A 16,193-nucleotide genomic window follows, 5' to 3' on the forward strand; every position below is an offset into this window, starting at 1 on the left:
CGTGAACAGGTATGCCGCGCGCACGCTAATACAGCACACCACCAGACCGAAATGACAACGCCGCGAGGGCAGTTCAGCGCCATTTCCACGCAGGATACGAAGCGAATGAATGCGCTTTAATTTCGACACGCGGAACGTTGTTCCGCAAATTGACCTGCGCGCCGGACATGCATATCCTATAGAGAACCGTCCGAAACGAGAGACGGAGCCAAAGCCGGAAGGCTTCGGCGTGGAAATAAGGGAACGACCAGGCACGATGTCCAACAGCACCGACCAGAATGACGACGGCAAGGACCGGCAGTTTGTTACCGCCCTTGCACGCGGTCTCGAAATCCTTCGTGCTTTCAAGCCTGGCGATGGCGGTCTCGGGAACCAGGAACTCGCGGAACGGACCAATCTGCCGAAACCGACGATCTCGCGTCTGACCTATACTTTGACGACTCTCGGTTATCTGACCATGGAAGAAAGCACCGGGCTTTACCAGCTGGGGCCGAGCGTGCTGTCTCTCGGATACTCGTTCCTTTCGAATCTCGATATCCGCGCCCGCGCCCGGCCTCTGATGCAGCAGATGGCCAATGATGTCGATGCGGCGATCTCGCTCGGGACCCGCGACCGGCTTGAGATGCTGTATCTGGAAACCTGCCGCGGCGATGGCGCCCTGACCCTTCGCCTTGACGTCGGCTCCCGCATTCCGATCGCGGAAACCGCCATGGGACGGGCATTCCTGGCCGGCCTGCCGGCCGATGAACGCGGCTATCTGATGGAGCGCATCGCGCACAAGGATCCGGAGCGTTATTCCAGGGTGAAAGACGGCGTCGATCAGGCCGTCGAGGATATTGCCGCCTACGGCTTCACGTTCTCCCTCGCGGACTGGCACAAGGATGTGCATGCGGTCGGCGTCCCCGTGATCATGCCCGATCGCTCCGCTGTCTTCGCCCTCAATTGCGGCGGCCCCAGCTTCCTCCTCTCCAGGGAGAAACTCGAGAACGATCTCGGACCACGCCTGGTCCGCCTCGCGGAAACATTGACCATGGGCGGTCAGGGTTTTCGTGTCGTCGCCTCGAACAGCTGATCCCACCGACCACCAGCACGTCTGCCGACCTGAACGGACCTGAGATGACCAAGAATTTCGACCGCAGCTTTTCCAAAGGCTCGTATCTCCACGCAATTATCGACCGCAGAGCCGAGGATGCCGCCGACCGTATTCTCTTGAGCGACGCGGAAATCTCGCTCGATGGGCGCGGTCTGAAACAGGCTGTCGATAAAGCCGTCACGGCGCTGACGGATTATGGCGTCCGGGGTGGAGACCGGGTGGTTCTGGTCAACGAAAATGCCGTCGCCCTGCAGGTTCTGATCTTTGCCCTGTCCCGGATAGGCGCCTGGAGCGTGCTGATCAATGCCCGGCTGACGCGCAACGAGATCCTGAAAATCACAGAGCATGCCGGAGCCCGGACCACGCTCTACACCACGGGCGTATCCCCGGACGCGGCAGCCCATGCGGAAGCCGCCGGAGCGGTGCCGTTCGATATCCCGCCCCTTGCAGGCCTGCGGATCGCACCGCTGGATGAAACAGCCGTGGCCGAGCCGCTTGGCAAGGACGGTGCCGATCAGGTCGCCGCGCTGATCTATACATCGGGTACAACCGGACAGCCCAAGGGCGTCATGCTGACCCATGACAACCTGCTGTTCATCGCCGAAGTCTCCGGCAGCATTCGCGCCATCGGACCGAATGATCTGGCCTATGGCGTGCTGCCGACCTCCCATGTCTTCGGCCTGGCCTCCGTATTCCTTGGCACCCTTGCCCATGGCGGGCATTTGCACACCGTCTCGCGCTTCGCTCCGAAAGAGGCCGCGCGGGCCCTGGCCGAGGATGGCGTGACCATCTTCCAGGGCGTTCCGGCTATGTACGCTCATCTTCTGGAACTGGCGGCGAAGAACGGCACCCCCCTGCCCGCCCCGAAACTCCGCTATCTCTCGGCCGGTGGTGCGCCGCTGGACCTCACGATCAAGACGAAGATCGAAGCGATGTGGAAGCAGCCGCTGCACAATGGCTACGGCCTGACCGAAACCGCCCCGACCGTCACCACCACCAGAATGGATAATCCGGCAACCGACGACACTGTCGGCCCAGCCATTCCGGGCGTCGACTTCCGGATTGCCGACCGGGATACGGGGCTGCCGAAAGCCACGGGAGAGGTTGGCGAGATCTGGGTGCGCGGCCCGAACGTCATGAAGGGCTATTATCGGGACCCGGCACAGACAGCCGACGTGATCACCGGGGACGGCTGGTTCAGATCCGGCGATCTCGGCCGCGAGGATGCTGACGGCAATCTCTACGTCGTCGGGCGCCTGAAAGAACTGATCATCCGGTCTGGCTTCAACGTTTACCCGGCTGAAGTCGAAGGCGTGCTCGCGCAGCATCCCGATATCGCATTGTCAGCCGTCGTCGGCCGCGTCGCCGGAGATAATGAAGAAGTCATCGCCTTCGTTCAGCCGATCGCCGGACGGACAATCGGCGAAGAGGCACTGAAAGCGCATATGCGGGCCAATCTCGCCCCCTATAAATGCCCCAGCCATTATGTCTTTCTTCAGGCCCTTCCGGCCACCGCGACAGGCAAAATCCTCAAGGCGCAATTGAAGCAGCAGGCAGACGCAATCGGGGCCGTATAACCGCCTTCACGCGGCTCCCCGGAACACCGCGCAATACAGCTCTGCGAAATCAATTCCTTGACTTATTTGGTTTTAACCATCACTCATATGGGCACCGCGGGGTGATCGCGCGACGGTCTTCAAAAGACTTTCTGTCACACCGCAATTGGATAAATCTCCGTTTGCTCCAAGTGCGCGTGGAAGACGGCTAAATACGATGCCCTGTCTGTGGACAGCGCTCCGTTGCAATGGACCAAATAACCCTGTGACTGCTACCAATTTCTCAGAACTCGCCTTGTGCGAGCCCATCCTGCGTGCTTTGAAAGACGCCGGATACGAAACCCCCACTCCCATCCAACAGCAATCGATACCCATGGTCCTGGACCGGCGCGACCTGCTCGCGATCGCCCAGACCGGTACGGGTAAGACGGCCGCATTCTCGCTGCCGATATTGCACCACCTTGCTGAATCGGACAAAGCCGGCCGGCGCAAGCTGCCGGCAAAGACCGTTCGCGCCCTGATCCTCGCCCCGACCCGCGAACTCGCGGTCCAGATCGGCGAGAGCATCGCGACCTATACACGCCATCTCGGTCTGCGGAAGGTTGTCGTCGTCGGCGGCGTTGCCTTCGGGCCGCAGCGTGCGGCTCTCGGCCGCGGCGCGGATATCCTGATTGCCACCCCGGGCCGCCTGCTTGATCTCGTGACACGCGATTGCGTCAGCCTCGGCTCCGTCACGCATCTGGTTCTCGATGAAGCCGACCGTATGCTCGATATGGGCTTCATCAATGACGTGCGCAAAATCGCCAAGATGATCCCGACGGCACGGCAGAGCCTGTTGTTCTCCGCCACCATGCCGCCAAAGGTCGAACAGCTTGCCCAGTTCCTACTGAAAGAGCCCGGCCGCGTGGAAGTCACACCGGAACAGCTGACCGTGGAGCGCATTCATCAGACCGTGCATCACGTTCCGTCCTCCGCCAAGCAGGGACTCCTGCTTGAGGTTCTGTCGAACCCGGACTTCAACAAGGTCATCATTTTCACCCGGACCAAGCACAAGGCCGACCGGGTGGCCAAGATGCTCACGGCTTCCGGAATCGAATCCGAGGCCCTGCACGGCAACAAGACCCAGAGCGCGCGCCAGCGTGCCCTGCAAAGGTTCCGTAACGGTGCCTGCCGTGCACTCGTCGCAACCGATATTGCTGCGCGCGGAATTGATGTCAGCGACATCACCCACGTGATCAATTTCGAGCTGCCGAACGAACCTGAAAGCTATGTCCACCGGATTGGCCGTACGGCGCGCGCCGGCACCGAAGGCGCCGCGCTGTCGCTCTGCGATCCGGAAGAATTCGCCTATTTGCTCGATATCGAACGTCTCACGGGACAGCGGATCGAAGTGATTGGCGGAACAGCTCCCGAGCGGCTTCCCGCCAATGACGGCGGAAACCGTCGTGGCCAGCGCCCGAACGGCCCCGGCAAAGGCCGTGGCCAGAAGCGGCGCGGCGGCCAGTCTTTCGCGAAGAAGGACGGCAATGGCGGCGGTAACGGCAACGGATCGGGTGAAAGGTCGGATCGCCGTCCGCAGAACTCCGGCAACAAGCCGAAGGCTCCGCACGGGAAACCGAATGGCGGCGGGGGTGAAAACACTCTCCGGCGCAAGCAATCGAAACGCCGCGAAGCTGCATAGCTGGCGTTCGAGTCACGGCCGGACCGGGGCATCGGTCCGGCCTTGAAACTGTCATTGATTTACGAAGGAGATGAAAATGGCGACAGGGACAGTTAAGTGGTTCAACACCACCAAAGGCTACGGATTCATTAAGCCGGACGACGGCGGCGCAGATGTGTTCGTTCACATCACCGCTCTGCAGACCGCTGGTCTGAGCGACCTGCCGGACGGCACCAAGATCTCTTTTGATCTTGAAGAAGATTCCCGCCGTGGCCGGGCTTTTGCCGCTAATCTGAAAGTCGACTAATCGACATTCGCGCCCCGGACCCGATCAGGGTCCGGGGCGGCATCTCCTGGTACGTGGACTAGAGACCAGTCCGTTCCAGCAGGGAGAGCCAGTTCTCCGCCGCAATCTTGCGGATCAGCGTCTCACCGTATCCTGCTTGCCTGTATCGCTCTATCAGCCGGGGCATGCCAGCCGCATCTCCCAGTGCCGCCGGCACCATGCAGCCATCGAAGTCCGAGCCAAACGCGACACCGTCCTCACCGAGTTTCTCCAACAGGTGATCCGTGTGCGCGACGATCTGATCCAGATCGGTTCGTTCGTCCTTGACGCCATCCGGCCGCAGGAAGCCGACATGAAAGTTGATGCCGACGAGTCCGCCACTCGCGCGCACGGCTTCCAGTTGCCGGTCGGTCAGGTTACGCGGAGACTGGCTGATCGCATGTGCGTTTGAATGCGACGCAACCAGCGGCTTGGTCGAAAGTTTCGCAACATCCCAGAAGCCCTGTTCGGTGATATGCGACAGATCCACCATGATCCCCATGGTGTTGCAGGCTCGGATCAGGTCACGGCCGGCTTCGGTCAGCCCGCTTCCTGTATCGGGTGAGCCCGGGAAGTCCATAGGCACACCATCGGCGAATGCATTCTTCCGGCTCCAGACAGGACCGAGAGAACGCAGTCCGGCCTGATAGAATGTGTGCAGGTTGGACAGATCGGGACTAAGGCATTCCACGCCCTCTATGTGAAGAATCATGGCCAGCTTTCCATCGGCCATGGCCTGCCGCGCCTCCCCCACCGAGTGCGCGATCACCACCTCGCCAGCGGACAGACTCTCTACCGCCAGAGCCATATCGATCATCTTGCGGGTGAAAGGTTCCGCGACTTGTTGCGACACCTCGGCGAAATTTCCGGGATCGTCCGGCGACAGATCGAGTGTGTCGTCGTCCCTAAAGCGGGAGGGCGTGAACATGGCAAACAGGCCACCGCAGAAGCCGCCCTTTCGGGCGCGCGGAAGATCCAGATGCCCCGTTCTGCCTGCTTCAAGGAAACTTTTCGCATTCCGGCCGCCATCGGCCAGAACGAGGCGCAGCAGCGTATCGTTATGGCCGTCAAATACAGGAATAAGGTCTGCGGACATGGCGTTTCCTTCAGAGCATGACTATTGGGGGAACGGAGGCCTCGGAATTGACCCGGCGCTTTGTGTCCGGTCCTGACAACCAGCCCCGTTCAAAAGAATTGCGGTCGTATCTTCGCGCCCAGCCGAAAATTTTTCCAGTCGCTTTCGGAGGAAGATGCTCCCGGTCTCCTGTCGAAATTTGTTCTTACTGGGAAATTCGTTTGAATTCGCAACTAAGCGACATCAGAAAGTCATGTAAAAGCAATCACTTCGTTACGCGACTCACTTAGAGAGAGCGGGCGGCGCGGCAGGCGGCGGATGGTAACGAAGGCGCAGGGGCACCAGCACGATCGATACCTTTCTCCGCAGGACGGCGCTCATGGAGCACCGTCCCCCGCCGCACCAAATCCCGCTCTATCCGATGGCCGCTTCCTCTCTCCGCCGCTTCGTCCGGGCGAAAAGAAGCACGGGAGCACACAGTACAATACCGATCAGTGTCATGTGCAGATGAGACACACCCGGGATGACATCTCCCGGAGCGGCAAAGAACAATCCCCCGATCAGCAGAAGAACCCTGGCCGCCATCGGAACCGCCCCGGAACCTATATTACCGAAACCGGCGATATAGCCCTGCAGCGCACTGCCTACGAGATAGACACCAAGCAGTGCGGTTGCCAGAACGACAATCACCTCGGCCGCCCCGCCCTCACCGATCAGCGCCGGATTCAACACGAAGAAGAACGGCACGAAATAGATGATGCTGCCGAGCCGCATGGCTTCGACACCGGCGGCAAGTGCATTGGTCCGGGCCATGGTCGCCGCGGCAAAGGCACCGAGGGCAACCGGCGGCGTGATGTAGGACACCATGCCCCAATAGAGGATGAAGAGATGCACCGCGAGCTCGTTCAGACCGGCTTTCACCAAAGCCGGGGCCAGTACCACGGCGAGGAAGATGTAGCAGGCCGTGACCGTCATCCCCATGCCGAAGATGAAGCTGGTGATTGCCCCCATGACCAACAGCATGAAGACGGAACCGCCGGCAATGAAGATCAGATCATTCACCAGCGTACCGGCAAGCCCGGTCGCCGAGAACGCCCCGACGATAAGGCCGATACCAAGCAACACCGCGACCAGTTCAGTCAGCCCGCGCCCGATGCTGTAGATCAGATTGAAGAAGCCTTTCAGATCGAACCGGTGCTTCTTCGAAATCTGGTTGATCACCAGTAGCAGGGCCGTCGCATAGAACGGCGCCCAGGTTTCCTGACGCAGGAACATCATCAGGAAAATCAGCAGTGCGAAGACGAAGAGGTAGAACCAGCCTTCTTTCAGCGTTTCCCGGATCGACGGCAATTGCTCGCGCGGAATGCCCTTCAGATTGTGACGGGCCGCATAGGCATCGATCTGGATGAACAGACCGAAATAGTAGAGCAATGACGGAATGGCCGCTGCCGCCGCTATTTCCAGATAGGGGCGGCCGAGGAAGGAAGCCATGACAAAGGCCGTGGTGCCCATGACCGGCGGCATCAGCACACCGCCCGTTGAGGCGCAGGCTTCCGTGCCGGCGGCATAGCGCGCCGGGAAACCCGTCTTCTTCATCGCCGGGATGGAAATCGCGCCGGTTGTCAGCACGTTCGAGATAACACTGCCGGAAAGCGAGCCCATGAAGCCGGAGGCGAAAATCGCCACCTTGGCCGCACCGCCACGCAGATTACCGACAAGCGCGAGCGCCAGATTGTTAAAGAACGCGCCGCCACCGGTATATTGCAGGGCCGCGCCAAAAATGATGAACCCGATCACCAGATTGCCGAAGGCCCGCATCGGGATGCCGAAAGAGCTCTCCGAGGAAATGATGTGATACGGGATCACGTCGACAAAAGGCTGCGAGAAACCGGAAATCGGCCCCGGCATGATGTCGGCGAATGTCGGATAAAGCGAGAAGACGAAGACGATCAGGAAAATCACCAGACCGCCAGCGCGCCGGGTCGCCTCCATGATGAGCACCCAGAACAGGAAGGAAACCCAGCGGGCCGTTTCCGGCGGCGCGTATTCCCATCCCTCTTCAAGGCTGAGGTCGGCGGTGTAGGCGAAATAGCCGGAGACACCCACGGCCAGCGCGGCCAGAACCCAGTCATACCAGGCAACCGAGGCGCCCGGCTCACCGCGCAGCGGAAACGACAGGAATGTGAGAGACAGGAACAGTCCCGCGAGCAGGAAGAGATAGCGTCCTTCCAGGATCACGACCCCGGCGAAGAACTGCAAGTTGAAGAGCTGGTTGACCGACAGCAAGACAGCCACCGCGGTGAACAGGATGAAAATCCATTTGGCAACGCCGCTCAGCGCGCGTGTGCGCTGCTTCTCGTCGACTTCGCCATTTTTATCGTTATCCATGCCGGATGACGGGGAAACTTGCTCACTCATGGGAGCGCCTCAACTCAAAAAAATGCTGCATCTGGAATCACCGGAGGACGGCGCGCCATGCGCCGTCCTCTGGCTTGAAAGAAAGTCCCGTGGTCTTAGAAGACCGCGTCGAGACCTGCGGCGTTCAGGGCCGCATGACGGGCGGTGCGCCATTCGTCGGCCCAAACGTCTTCGGCAACGTTCTTGGCGAGGAAATCGGCCCAGGCCTTCTGCAGGATGTCCTGACGCTTCAGAAGCTCGTTGTTGTGCGCGTCTTCCGCGTCACCCCATTTGCCAACTTCCTTGAAGAACTTGATGGCGCCCTTGTGATACGGCACGACCCATTTCAGGTTCTGCTTGTCCAGAGCCCAGCCGTCGATGCCCGGCGCCTTGCCGGAATAATCGGGGAACAGCTCAACCATCGCCTTCGTCATGTTGTAGACGAGGTCTTCATCCTGATCCGGATAGGCAACCAGAACCGGATAGGGATAAGCACCGGTGGCACCAGGGGCTTCTTTGGAAAGGGTAGCACCGACGGTGGCATTGATCGGCTGGAAGAACGGCGCGATCTTGTTCATGCGCGCCCAACCTGCCGTGTCGCTCTCCGGGGTCGGCGGCCAAAGCAGACCACGGGGGCTGGCTTCCATTTCGTAGGCCTTGCCGGAGTTGGTGGAGGCGAAGGCCGCGTCGACCTGACCGTTCACCATGCCGGCCCAGGACGCCCCGAAGCCACCAAACTCGACCTTTTCAACGTCATCCCAGGTCAAACCACCAAATGCGAGATAGGCCTCGGTGTTGACGTTCAGGGACGGCGATCCCTTGACCCAGGCAACGCGCTTGCCCTTCAAATCCTTGTATTCCTTGATGCCGACGTCATTGGCGACACCGACGGCAAGACCGCTCGCGCCATTGCTCATCATCAGTGTGCGGATCGGCTGCGGGCCCCAGCGCTTGGAGCCGAAATCGAATGCGCCTTCCTGTGCCATGAAGCTGGCACCGACGCCAGTGGCAGAGAACTGAACTTTCTTCTGGCGCAGCGGCTCGGTACGGGAAACGTCGTTCTTGCCCGGCAGAACACGCAGATTGACACCGAGCTTCGTTTTCAGTGCGCCACCGATGGCAACCGACTGGTTGTAACCGGCGGTACCGGTTCCATAAGCCGTCCAGGCCAGCTGGCTCGGCAGCTTGGCATCGGCCATGGCCGTACCAGCAAAAGCAACGGTGATAGCGGCCCCGGCGAGCGCAGCACGCCGGAATGAGTGCAGAGTAATGCCCATGAAATTCCTCCTTTAGGCTCCCTGGTGGCCCGGTTTCGCAATGACTTGCGGTCCGGTCCCCTTTGCAAAGTGCGACTTGTTTATCGTGTCACACGTTTGCGAAATTGCGTTTCGCAAACAAAATATCCGCAATTGCCAACCGGTCAAGCGATTGCATTCATGAAACGCTGACAATCAGGAATGAGACTATCCCGGACGCTGCATAGCCCATGCGCCGCGGTGACTTCCTATCAATCCCTGAAAGGCCTAGAATTACTGGAAAATATAATGGGAGGACGGGGCATGACATCCGAGGAGGCATACCCTCCAAAAATTATTATCCGGGCCGGAACGGTCGAAGATCTTCGCGCCGCGCTGCGTCATGGCTGGAAGGATTTTCTGCGGGCGCCGGGATTCGGATTGTTCTTCGGAGGCTTTTTTGCTTTCGGCGGCATCGCCATCCTGGCCATGACCTGGGCCCTGGGATTGTCCTACCTCGCCTATCCGACTGCCGTGGGCTTTTCCCTGATCGGTCCCTTTGCCGCTGTCGGATTATACGAGATCAGCAGACGGCTGGCCGCAGGACAGGATCTGACATGGAAAGGCGTCCTTACAGTCATCTACGCTCAACGGCGGCGCGAGCTCGGCTGGATGGCTTTCGTGACCATGTTCATGCTGATCATGTGGATGTATCAGGTCCGCATTCTGCTAGCTGTATTTCTGGGTTTTCAATCATTTACAAGTTTCAGCGGTTTTCTGACCGTAATCCTGAGCACTTTTGACGGTCTGGCTTTTCTTGTTCTGGGGCATGTTTTCGGCGCCATACTCGCGCTAATTTTGTTTTCAACGACCGTCATTTCGTTCCCGCTCCTGCTCGAACAGGAACATGATTTCATCACGGCGATGATCACCAGCTTCAAAGCCGTCACGATGAGTCCGCTCGTCATGATCGGCTGGGCCGCCTTTGTCGGACTGACCCTCTATCTGTCGATGCTGCCGGCTTTTCTTGGATTGCTGGTTGCGCTTCCCATTCTCGGGCACGCGACCTGGCATCTTTACAAGAGATTGATTTCTTTCGAGACTTAAGCGTTCTCTGCCAGATGCCGGTCAATCAGAACCATTTCGGCTTCGATCCGCCGCAATAATTCCTCCAGCGCCGCGGAGCATTCCTCCGTGGGGGCATTCTCTTCCTTGAAGCCGCTCTCAACCAGTTTCGACTGCTCGAAAATATCAGTCAGCCGCAGATTGCCAGCGACCCCCTTGATCTGGTGCGCATAGCGATGCGCGCTTTCACTATCCCCCGTATCGACATGCCCGGCAAAGACAGCCCGCGCATCCGCGAAACTTTCCCTGAATTGACCAAGGAAGCGGCCCACCATGGAGGCATCGCCAATCATCTTGGCAAGCGGCTCATAGCGCGCGGCAAGTTCGTCTGACGTCAGCGCGGTTTCGTTATTTTCGTTAATCACGGCATCCTCTTCCGGCCCAGTCTGTTCGCCAGAAGACCCCGCTTCACCACCGGGTTCTGGCATCGCCCCTTGATCCTCAATGTTGCACCACTTCCAGAGAGCCGCGAACAATTTCTTGTTCTCGACGGGTTTCGAGACATGATCCTGCATTCCAACGGCGAAACATTTTTCCCTCTCGTTCGCCATCGCATTCGCCGTCATCGCGATGATCGGCAAATCGTCGAATTCAGGTTCTTCCCGGATGATATCCGTCGCCGCATAGCCGTCCATCACGGGCATCTGAATGTCCATCAACACGGCATCGAAAGCCGCACGCCCGCCGGCTCTCAGAAGGTTCAGCGCCACCAGACCGTTTTCCGCCTGCGTGACCTTGACGCCCGCCTTGCCCAGTACTGCCTCCGCAATCTCCCGATTGATCGCATTATCCTCAACCAGCAACACCCGCAGCCCCCTCAACCCATCAGGAGAGGCCGGTGCGCCATTGTTTCCGAGAACGAGTTCCGCCTTATCAAACAAAAGCGCAACGGCATCGAACAGCGCCGATGCATTGATCGGTTTCGTGAGAACATCCAGAGCGCCGGCCTCTTGCGCCGCGTTTTTCAGGGATTTCGAATTATCGGCCGAAAAAATCAGGACCTGGGGACGTTGACCGCTCCGGGTCCTTGCGGTTTCACAGATATTTCTGCACGCCATCAGGCCATCGATGCCCGGCATCCTGTAATCCAGCAGAAAGGCGTCGAACGGCCCCGCTTCTGCCGCGGCTCTAATCGCTTCCGCTCCACCTTCCGCGAGATGTGTTTCAATCCCCATCTCGGACAGCATCTCATACATAAGCAGCCGTGCCGTTTCGCTGTTATCGGCGACGAGAACGCGCTTCCCTCTGAGATGCTCAAACGCCTTGATTTTATACGGGGAGGAAGCCGTTCCGATTGCGGTCCGTACTCTGAAGTGAAACGTGCTGCCTTTACCCGGCACACTCTCGACCCAAATCTCACCACCCAGCAGGTCAGCAAGAGAGCGGCTGATTGACAGGCCGAGCCCGGTGCCGCCAAACCGCCGTGTGGTCGAGGGGTCAGCCTGGGTGAAGGGTTTGAAAATATTCCCGACCTGCAGGTCCGTCATCCCAACACCGGTATCCCGCACGGAGAAATGCAAGGTCACATGGCGGTCCGCGATGGCCTCGGCTTCAATGGACAGAACAACCTCACCCCGCTCGGTGAACTTCACCGCATTGCTGAGGAAATTTAGCAGGATCTGTCCTATCCGAACCGGGTCCCCCTTGAGGCTCATCGGCGTGTCCGGATCGATGTCGATCCTGAAACCCAGCTCCTTTTCAGCCGCCCGCAGCGATATCACATCACTCAGGCGCCGGAGTTCGACATCCAGGCCAAAATTGACGATCTCAAGCGTCATTTCGCCCGCTTCGATCTTCGAGAAATCGAGAACGTCCTTGACGATGGACAGCAAAATTTCGGATGACGCCTCAATCTTCGCCATATAGCCACGCTGCTTTTCATCAAGCTGCGTATCGGCTAGCAAGCGGCTTAGTCCGATGACCCCGTTGAGCGGGGTTCGAAGTTCGTGACTCATGTTCGCCAGGAACATCGACTTCGCACTGTTTGCAATATCGGCAGCCTCGCGAGCACGCTGCAGCTCAGCTTCCTGCGCCTTCAATTCAGAAACATCGATCCGTAGTCCCACCCGGCTGCCATCGCTCGTACTGCTCTCGATGACCCGCACCCATCCGCCTTTGAAAGCACGATCAAACCGGGCGATATCGTGCGAGCGGTGCAGCGCGAGCCGGTTTTCTATCCATTCTTCCGTTGAAGCTTCCGTGATCTCTAATAATCCGGAATCGGCAACCTTGCGTAACACATCCTCGTACCGAAGCCCGACTTTCGCTTCTACGCCAAACGTTTCCAGGAATGTCGCATAGTGGGAGTTAAACAGGGCGAGACGTTCATCCGCATCGTAAAGGCAGAAGCCATCCGGCACGGCTTCAATCGCATCGGTCAACTGCCTGTGCGCGTCTTCCGCCCGGCGCTCGGCCTGTTTCAGTTGCGTAATGTCCAGGCCGAACCACGCAACAGCACCATTCGAGAGTTTCTGCTGGTGAATCATCATGTGCCGGTCGCCCGACAATTGCAGATAATGGGAGTGCTCAGGCAACCGGTGTGTTGCAAGCCTTTCGAGAATCCACTCTTCTTCCCGCCCGATCGCAGCTATGACATGGCCATCATTGGCAACGGCGCGAAGGGCCTCCTCGAAAGAGATCCCGGGAACCAGCATGGACGCGAAGTTCTCATTCAGCTTGAGATAAGCATCGTTGCAGACGACCAGACGTTCGTCAGCCCCCCACAGGACAAACGGCTCGGTAATCTGCTGAATTGCTTCCTTCAGCAACCCCGCTTCGCGGCGGACCATGATTTCCGCGGTGATGTTCGAGGCGAAACCGCGATAGCCAAGAAAGACGCCCTGGGCATTAAAACGCGGAGCCCCGCTCGTCCGGATCCAGAGCTCGGCATGAGACGTGAGCCTGCGATAAACAAAACTGTCGAAAGGACGTCGGGCAGCAAGATCATCCAGATGGGCCTGCCAGACCTCGGGCCGGACGTTACTGCCGCCTACATCCGCGCGTGATTTGCCGTAATGCCATTCCGGCGATCGCCCTGACAGCCGCTCCACAGAGCTGGAGAGATAGATGAAATGATGGCTCTCGTCTGTTTCCCAGAACCATCCGTTCGAGACATCGGCGAACGCCTCAAGCCGGGCCATCTCTTCATCGAATTCATCACCAGCCAAGGACGAGTCTTTCCCGCGGTTCATAACCTGCTCCGAGAAGCCAGGAGGTTCTCGGCATATTGGTGCACTCGACATAGAAGCGTCAGAGATAAAGCACACTCAATCTTCGACCAGAAGAATAAAACTCTGTTCCTTAGCATCAGGTTAAATTTCAGGATGGGACAAGGTTCCAGCTATTGTTTTGCCGGGAAACGGCCCGTAAGGGACAAATCATCCGCCAATGGCAGATAATGCAAGGCGGGTAATAAACCGCCAAAGCATGCTGATCGGGAGGACACAATGATCAAGGGACTTCATCACAATGCCTACCGCTGCCGGGACTCAGAGGAGACCCGGGCATTCTACGAAGACTTCCTTGGCCTGCCACTGGTCCATGCCTTCGAGATCACGGAGACCAAAAGTGGGCGTGCGACCGGCACCTTGCATTCCTTCTATCAAATGGACGACGGCTCTGCCCTCGCCTTCTTCGAAGCGCCCGACCGGCCGTTCGAGTTCAAGGAGCAGCATGATTTCGATCTGCATATCGCGCTTGAGGTCACGCCCAACGATCTGAAAACCATGCATCAGAAAGGTAAGGATGCCGGGATCGAAACCCGGGGCGTCGCCGATCACGGTTTCATCGACTCAATCTATTTTCGCGATCCGAACGGATATGTCATTGAGCTCACCGCCAAGCGCGAAGGTCATGACGAAGCAATGGCGAGCAAGGACCATGCTCATGCGACATTGAAAGACTGGCAGGCGAAAAAAGCCTGAAGATCAGGTCAGCTCGATTTCTGCGGCTGGCAAAACCGTCGCGGGCCCGACCGGAGACAGGAAGTCGGCCCAAACGGCGTTATGATGCTCGATGATCTTGCCGGCCGAGAGATAGGGCCGGTCCGCCGTGGTATGCCCATCGGACGGCACGACTGTTCCGTAGCGGCGGGCGAGCGCCGACCTGACCGTCGTATCGATGCAGAAGTCCGAGGCGCATCCCGTCACGATGACCTGGTCGATCTTCTCCCGCTCCAGCAGCGCCTCAAGATCCGTTTCAAGAAAGGCATCGCAGGACGTCTTCCGCAAGATCATATCGTCCGGAGCCTGCTCCAGCTCCGGCAGAAGGTGCCAGCCGGGCGCGTCCGGGTGATGCGGATCGCCCTCCGGGCCATCATGCTGCACATAGATCACCGGCATGCCGTGCGCGCGCACTTTCGCCGCCAGCCGGTTGATCCGCTCAATCGTTCCCAACGTGTCATGACGGGCTGAATAGGGTGTAAAGGAGCCAAGCTGCATGTCGATGACGATCAGGGCTGTTCTCATGCCTGCCTCCTTGAGGGCAATCAGCGTTGCGTCAAATCCCGCCGCTATCCCTCAATTGCGCAATCTCGCCGGAAGAATAACCCAATTCGGCAAGAATCTCGTCAGTCTGCGCGCCAAGTTCCGGCGGCGGCGCGGCCACGCGCGGGGCCTCGCCATCAATTTTAATGCCGGGAACGACAATGCTGACATCCCGGCCGACGCCCGGCACCTGCTCGAAAGTCTCCACCAATCCCCGATCCGCGATCTGCGGCACGGCGAGGACTTCCGGAACGGTCAGCACACGGCCGGCAGGCACACCGGCCTCGTTCAGGCGGGCCTCCCAGGTCACCGCATCGTCCTGCATGAAGGCTTCGGTCAAGAGAGCCGCCAGTGCCACCCGGTTTTCCAGACGGCCGGACCGGGTGGCGAAGCGTGGGTCGGAAATCAGCGCCTCACGATCCACGATCCGGCAGACCGTCTCGAACTGCTCCTGCTTGTTGGCTGCGAGATTCAGCAGGCCATCACCGGTCTCGAACGTCCCCGACGGGCTGGACGTCACATTATCATTGCCGACGGCTTGTGGCGGCTTGCCCGCGATCAGGAAATTCGACACCGCCCAGCCCATCGTCGCCAGCACGGATTCGAGCATCGCAACGTCAATGAAGCGCGGCTCCGTCCGGTCCTTCTCCGCCAACGCCGCCGAAACGGCCAGAGCCGCCGTCAGGCCGCCAATAGTGTCCGCAACCGGAAAGCCGACCCGGTAGGGCGCGGTATCCGGTGCGCCGGTAATGCTCATGACACCGGACATGCCCTGGATGATCTGGTCATAGGCGGGCAGATCCCGCATCGGCCCGTCCTGCCCGAAGCCGGAAATCGCACAATAGACAAGATCGGAGCGGGACTGTTTCAACACATCGAAGCCAAGCCCGAGGCGCTGCATCACGCCCGGCCGGAAATTCTCCACCAGCACGTCCGCTCCGGCGACAAGACGCCGGAACACGGCTTTGCCGTCTTCGGACTTCAGATTGATGGTGATGGAGCGTTTGCCCGCGTTCTGGGCCAGGAACGAGACGCCCATGAGGGCCTCGTTCAGCTCCCGGTCGGAGCCGAGCTGGCGGGCGAGGTCTCCGGTTCCCGGGACCTCCACCTTGATCACCTCGGCGCCGAGATGGGCGAGCTGATGACAGCAGAACGGTCCCGCCAGCACGTTGGTCAGATCAAGAACCCGCCTGCCGGCCAAAGGCTTTGATGATGTCATGCTCCCCGCCCCACCCGGATCGCC

The 16,193-nt window shown here is 59.3% G+C and carries 12 protein-coding genes; 6 read left to right on the forward strand and 6 right to left on the reverse strand.

Annotated elements, in window-relative coordinates; genetic code table 11:
* Positions 1-256 precede the first annotated feature (256 nt).
* From AAC126_RS06680 to AAC126_RS06695, 4 genes are all read left to right on the forward strand, one after another.
* The gene (locus AAC126_RS06680; protein ID WP_339851333.1) at positions 257-1,072 is read left to right on the forward strand and encodes an IclR family transcriptional regulator; all 816 of its coding nucleotides are present in this window, start codon (positions 257-259) and stop codon (positions 1,070-1,072) included.
* Positions 1,073-1,116: 44 nt separating this feature from the next.
* Positions 1,117-2,670: an AMP-binding protein gene (locus AAC126_RS06685; RefSeq protein WP_339851334.1), complete on the forward strand. Its 1,554-nt coding sequence runs from the start codon at positions 1,117-1,119 to the stop codon at positions 2,668-2,670.
* Positions 2,671-2,866: 196 nt separating this feature from the next.
* The gene (locus AAC126_RS06690; RefSeq protein WP_339851336.1) at positions 2,867-4,330 is read left to right on the forward strand and encodes a DEAD/DEAH box helicase; all 1,464 of its coding nucleotides are present in this window, start codon (positions 2,867-2,869) and stop codon (positions 4,328-4,330) included.
* 76 nt (positions 4,331-4,406) lie between these two features.
* Positions 4,407-4,616, forward strand: a complete 210-nt coding sequence (locus AAC126_RS06695) for a cold-shock protein (protein WP_339851338.1) — start codon at positions 4,407-4,409, stop codon at positions 4,614-4,616.
* A gap of 58 nt (positions 4,617-4,674) precedes the next feature.
* Here AAC126_RS06695 and AAC126_RS06700 read toward each other — a convergent pair whose 3' ends face one another.
* From AAC126_RS06700 to AAC126_RS06710, 3 genes are all read right to left on the reverse strand, one after another.
* The gene (locus AAC126_RS06700) at positions 4,675-5,730 is read right to left on the reverse strand and encodes a dipeptidase (RefSeq protein ID WP_339851340.1); all 1,056 of its coding nucleotides are present in this window, start codon (positions 5,728-5,730) and stop codon (positions 4,675-4,677) included.
* A gap of 393 nt (positions 5,731-6,123) precedes the next feature.
* On the reverse strand, positions 6,124-8,127 hold the full coding sequence (locus AAC126_RS06705) for a TRAP transporter fused permease subunit (RefSeq protein WP_339851341.1): 2,004 nt from the start codon (positions 8,125-8,127) through the stop codon (positions 6,124-6,126).
* Positions 8,128-8,222: 95 nt separating this feature from the next.
* Positions 8,223-9,383 carry a TAXI family TRAP transporter solute-binding subunit gene (locus AAC126_RS06710; RefSeq protein WP_339851343.1) on the reverse strand — a complete coding sequence of 387 codons (1,161 nt, stop codon included), beginning with the start codon at positions 9,381-9,383 and terminating at the stop codon, positions 8,223-8,225.
* Between the two features lie 282 nt (positions 9,384-9,665).
* Here AAC126_RS06710 and AAC126_RS06715 point away from each other — a divergent pair, with 282 nt between their 5' ends.
* Positions 9,666-10,448 (forward strand): DUF2189 domain-containing protein, encoded by a 783-nt coding sequence (locus AAC126_RS06715; RefSeq protein ID WP_339851345.1) that lies wholly within the window; start codon positions 9,666-9,668, stop codon positions 10,446-10,448.
* Here the strand turns inward: AAC126_RS06715 and AAC126_RS06720 are convergent.
* On the reverse strand, positions 10,445-13,633 hold the full coding sequence (locus AAC126_RS06720; protein WP_339851348.1) for a response regulator: 3,189 nt from the start codon (positions 13,631-13,633) through the stop codon (positions 10,445-10,447). The two genes, AAC126_RS06715 and AAC126_RS06720, sit on opposite strands and share 4 nt — an antisense overlap.
* Before the next feature lie 279 nt (positions 13,634-13,912).
* Here AAC126_RS06720 and AAC126_RS06725 point away from each other — a divergent pair, with 279 nt between their 5' ends.
* On the forward strand, positions 13,913-14,389 hold the full coding sequence (locus AAC126_RS06725) for a VOC family protein (protein ID WP_339851351.1): 477 nt from the start codon (positions 13,913-13,915) through the stop codon (positions 14,387-14,389).
* A 3-nt stretch (positions 14,390-14,392) separates the two neighbouring features.
* Here the strand turns inward: AAC126_RS06725 and AAC126_RS06730 are convergent, their stop codons facing one another.
* Entirely contained in the window at positions 14,393-14,932 is a 540-nt protein-coding gene (locus AAC126_RS06730; protein WP_339851354.1) for a cysteine hydrolase family protein, read from the reverse strand.
* Positions 14,933-14,963: 31 nt separating this feature from the next.
* A complete protein-coding gene (locus AAC126_RS06735) occupies positions 14,964-16,169 on the reverse strand; it encodes a CaiB/BaiF CoA-transferase family protein (protein WP_339851356.1) in 1,206 nt (401 codons plus the stop codon).
* Positions 16,170-16,193 lie beyond the last annotated feature (24 nt).

It is taken from the genome of uncultured Nisaea sp. (assembly GCF_963974195.1).
Classification (GTDB): Bacteria; Pseudomonadota; Alphaproteobacteria; order Thalassobaculales; family Thalassobaculaceae; genus Nisaea.

What these genes read in the sequence shown, in the direction of transcription:
- AAC126_RS06680 (WP_339851333.1), top strand. Translation starts at nt 257, where the DNA reads ATGTCCAACAGCACCGACCAGAATGACGACGGCAAGGACCGGCAGTTT.
- AAC126_RS06685 (WP_339851334.1), top strand. Translation starts at nt 1,117, where the DNA reads ATGACCAAGAATTTCGACCGCAGCTTTTCCAAAGGCTCGTATCTCCAC.
- AAC126_RS06690 (WP_339851336.1), top strand. Translation starts at nt 2,867, where the DNA reads ATGCCCTGTCTGTGGACAGCGCTCCGTTGCAATGGACCAAATAACCCT.
- AAC126_RS06695 (WP_339851338.1), top strand. Translation starts at nt 4,407, where the DNA reads ATGGCGACAGGGACAGTTAAGTGGTTCAACACCACCAAAGGCTACGGA.
- AAC126_RS06700 (WP_339851340.1), bottom strand. Translation starts at nt 5,730, where the DNA reads ATGTCCGCAGACCTTATTCCTGTATTTGACGGCCATAACGATACGCTG.
- AAC126_RS06705 (WP_339851341.1), bottom strand. Translation starts at nt 8,127, where the DNA reads ATGAGTGAGCAAGTTTCCCCGTCATCCGGCATGGATAACGATAAAAAT.
- AAC126_RS06710 (WP_339851343.1), bottom strand. Translation starts at nt 9,383, where the DNA reads ATGGGCATTACTCTGCACTCATTCCGGCGTGCTGCGCTCGCCGGGGCC.
- AAC126_RS06715 (WP_339851345.1), top strand. Translation starts at nt 9,666, where the DNA reads ATGACATCCGAGGAGGCATACCCTCCAAAAATTATTATCCGGGCCGGA.
- AAC126_RS06725 (WP_339851351.1), top strand. Translation starts at nt 13,913, where the DNA reads ATGATCAAGGGACTTCATCACAATGCCTACCGCTGCCGGGACTCAGAG.
- AAC126_RS06730 (WP_339851354.1), bottom strand. Translation starts at nt 14,932, where the DNA reads ATGAGAACAGCCCTGATCGTCATCGACATGCAGCTTGGCTCCTTTACA.
- AAC126_RS06735 (WP_339851356.1), bottom strand. Translation starts at nt 16,169, where the DNA reads ATGACATCATCAAAGCCTTTGGCCGGCAGGCGGGTTCTTGATCTGACC.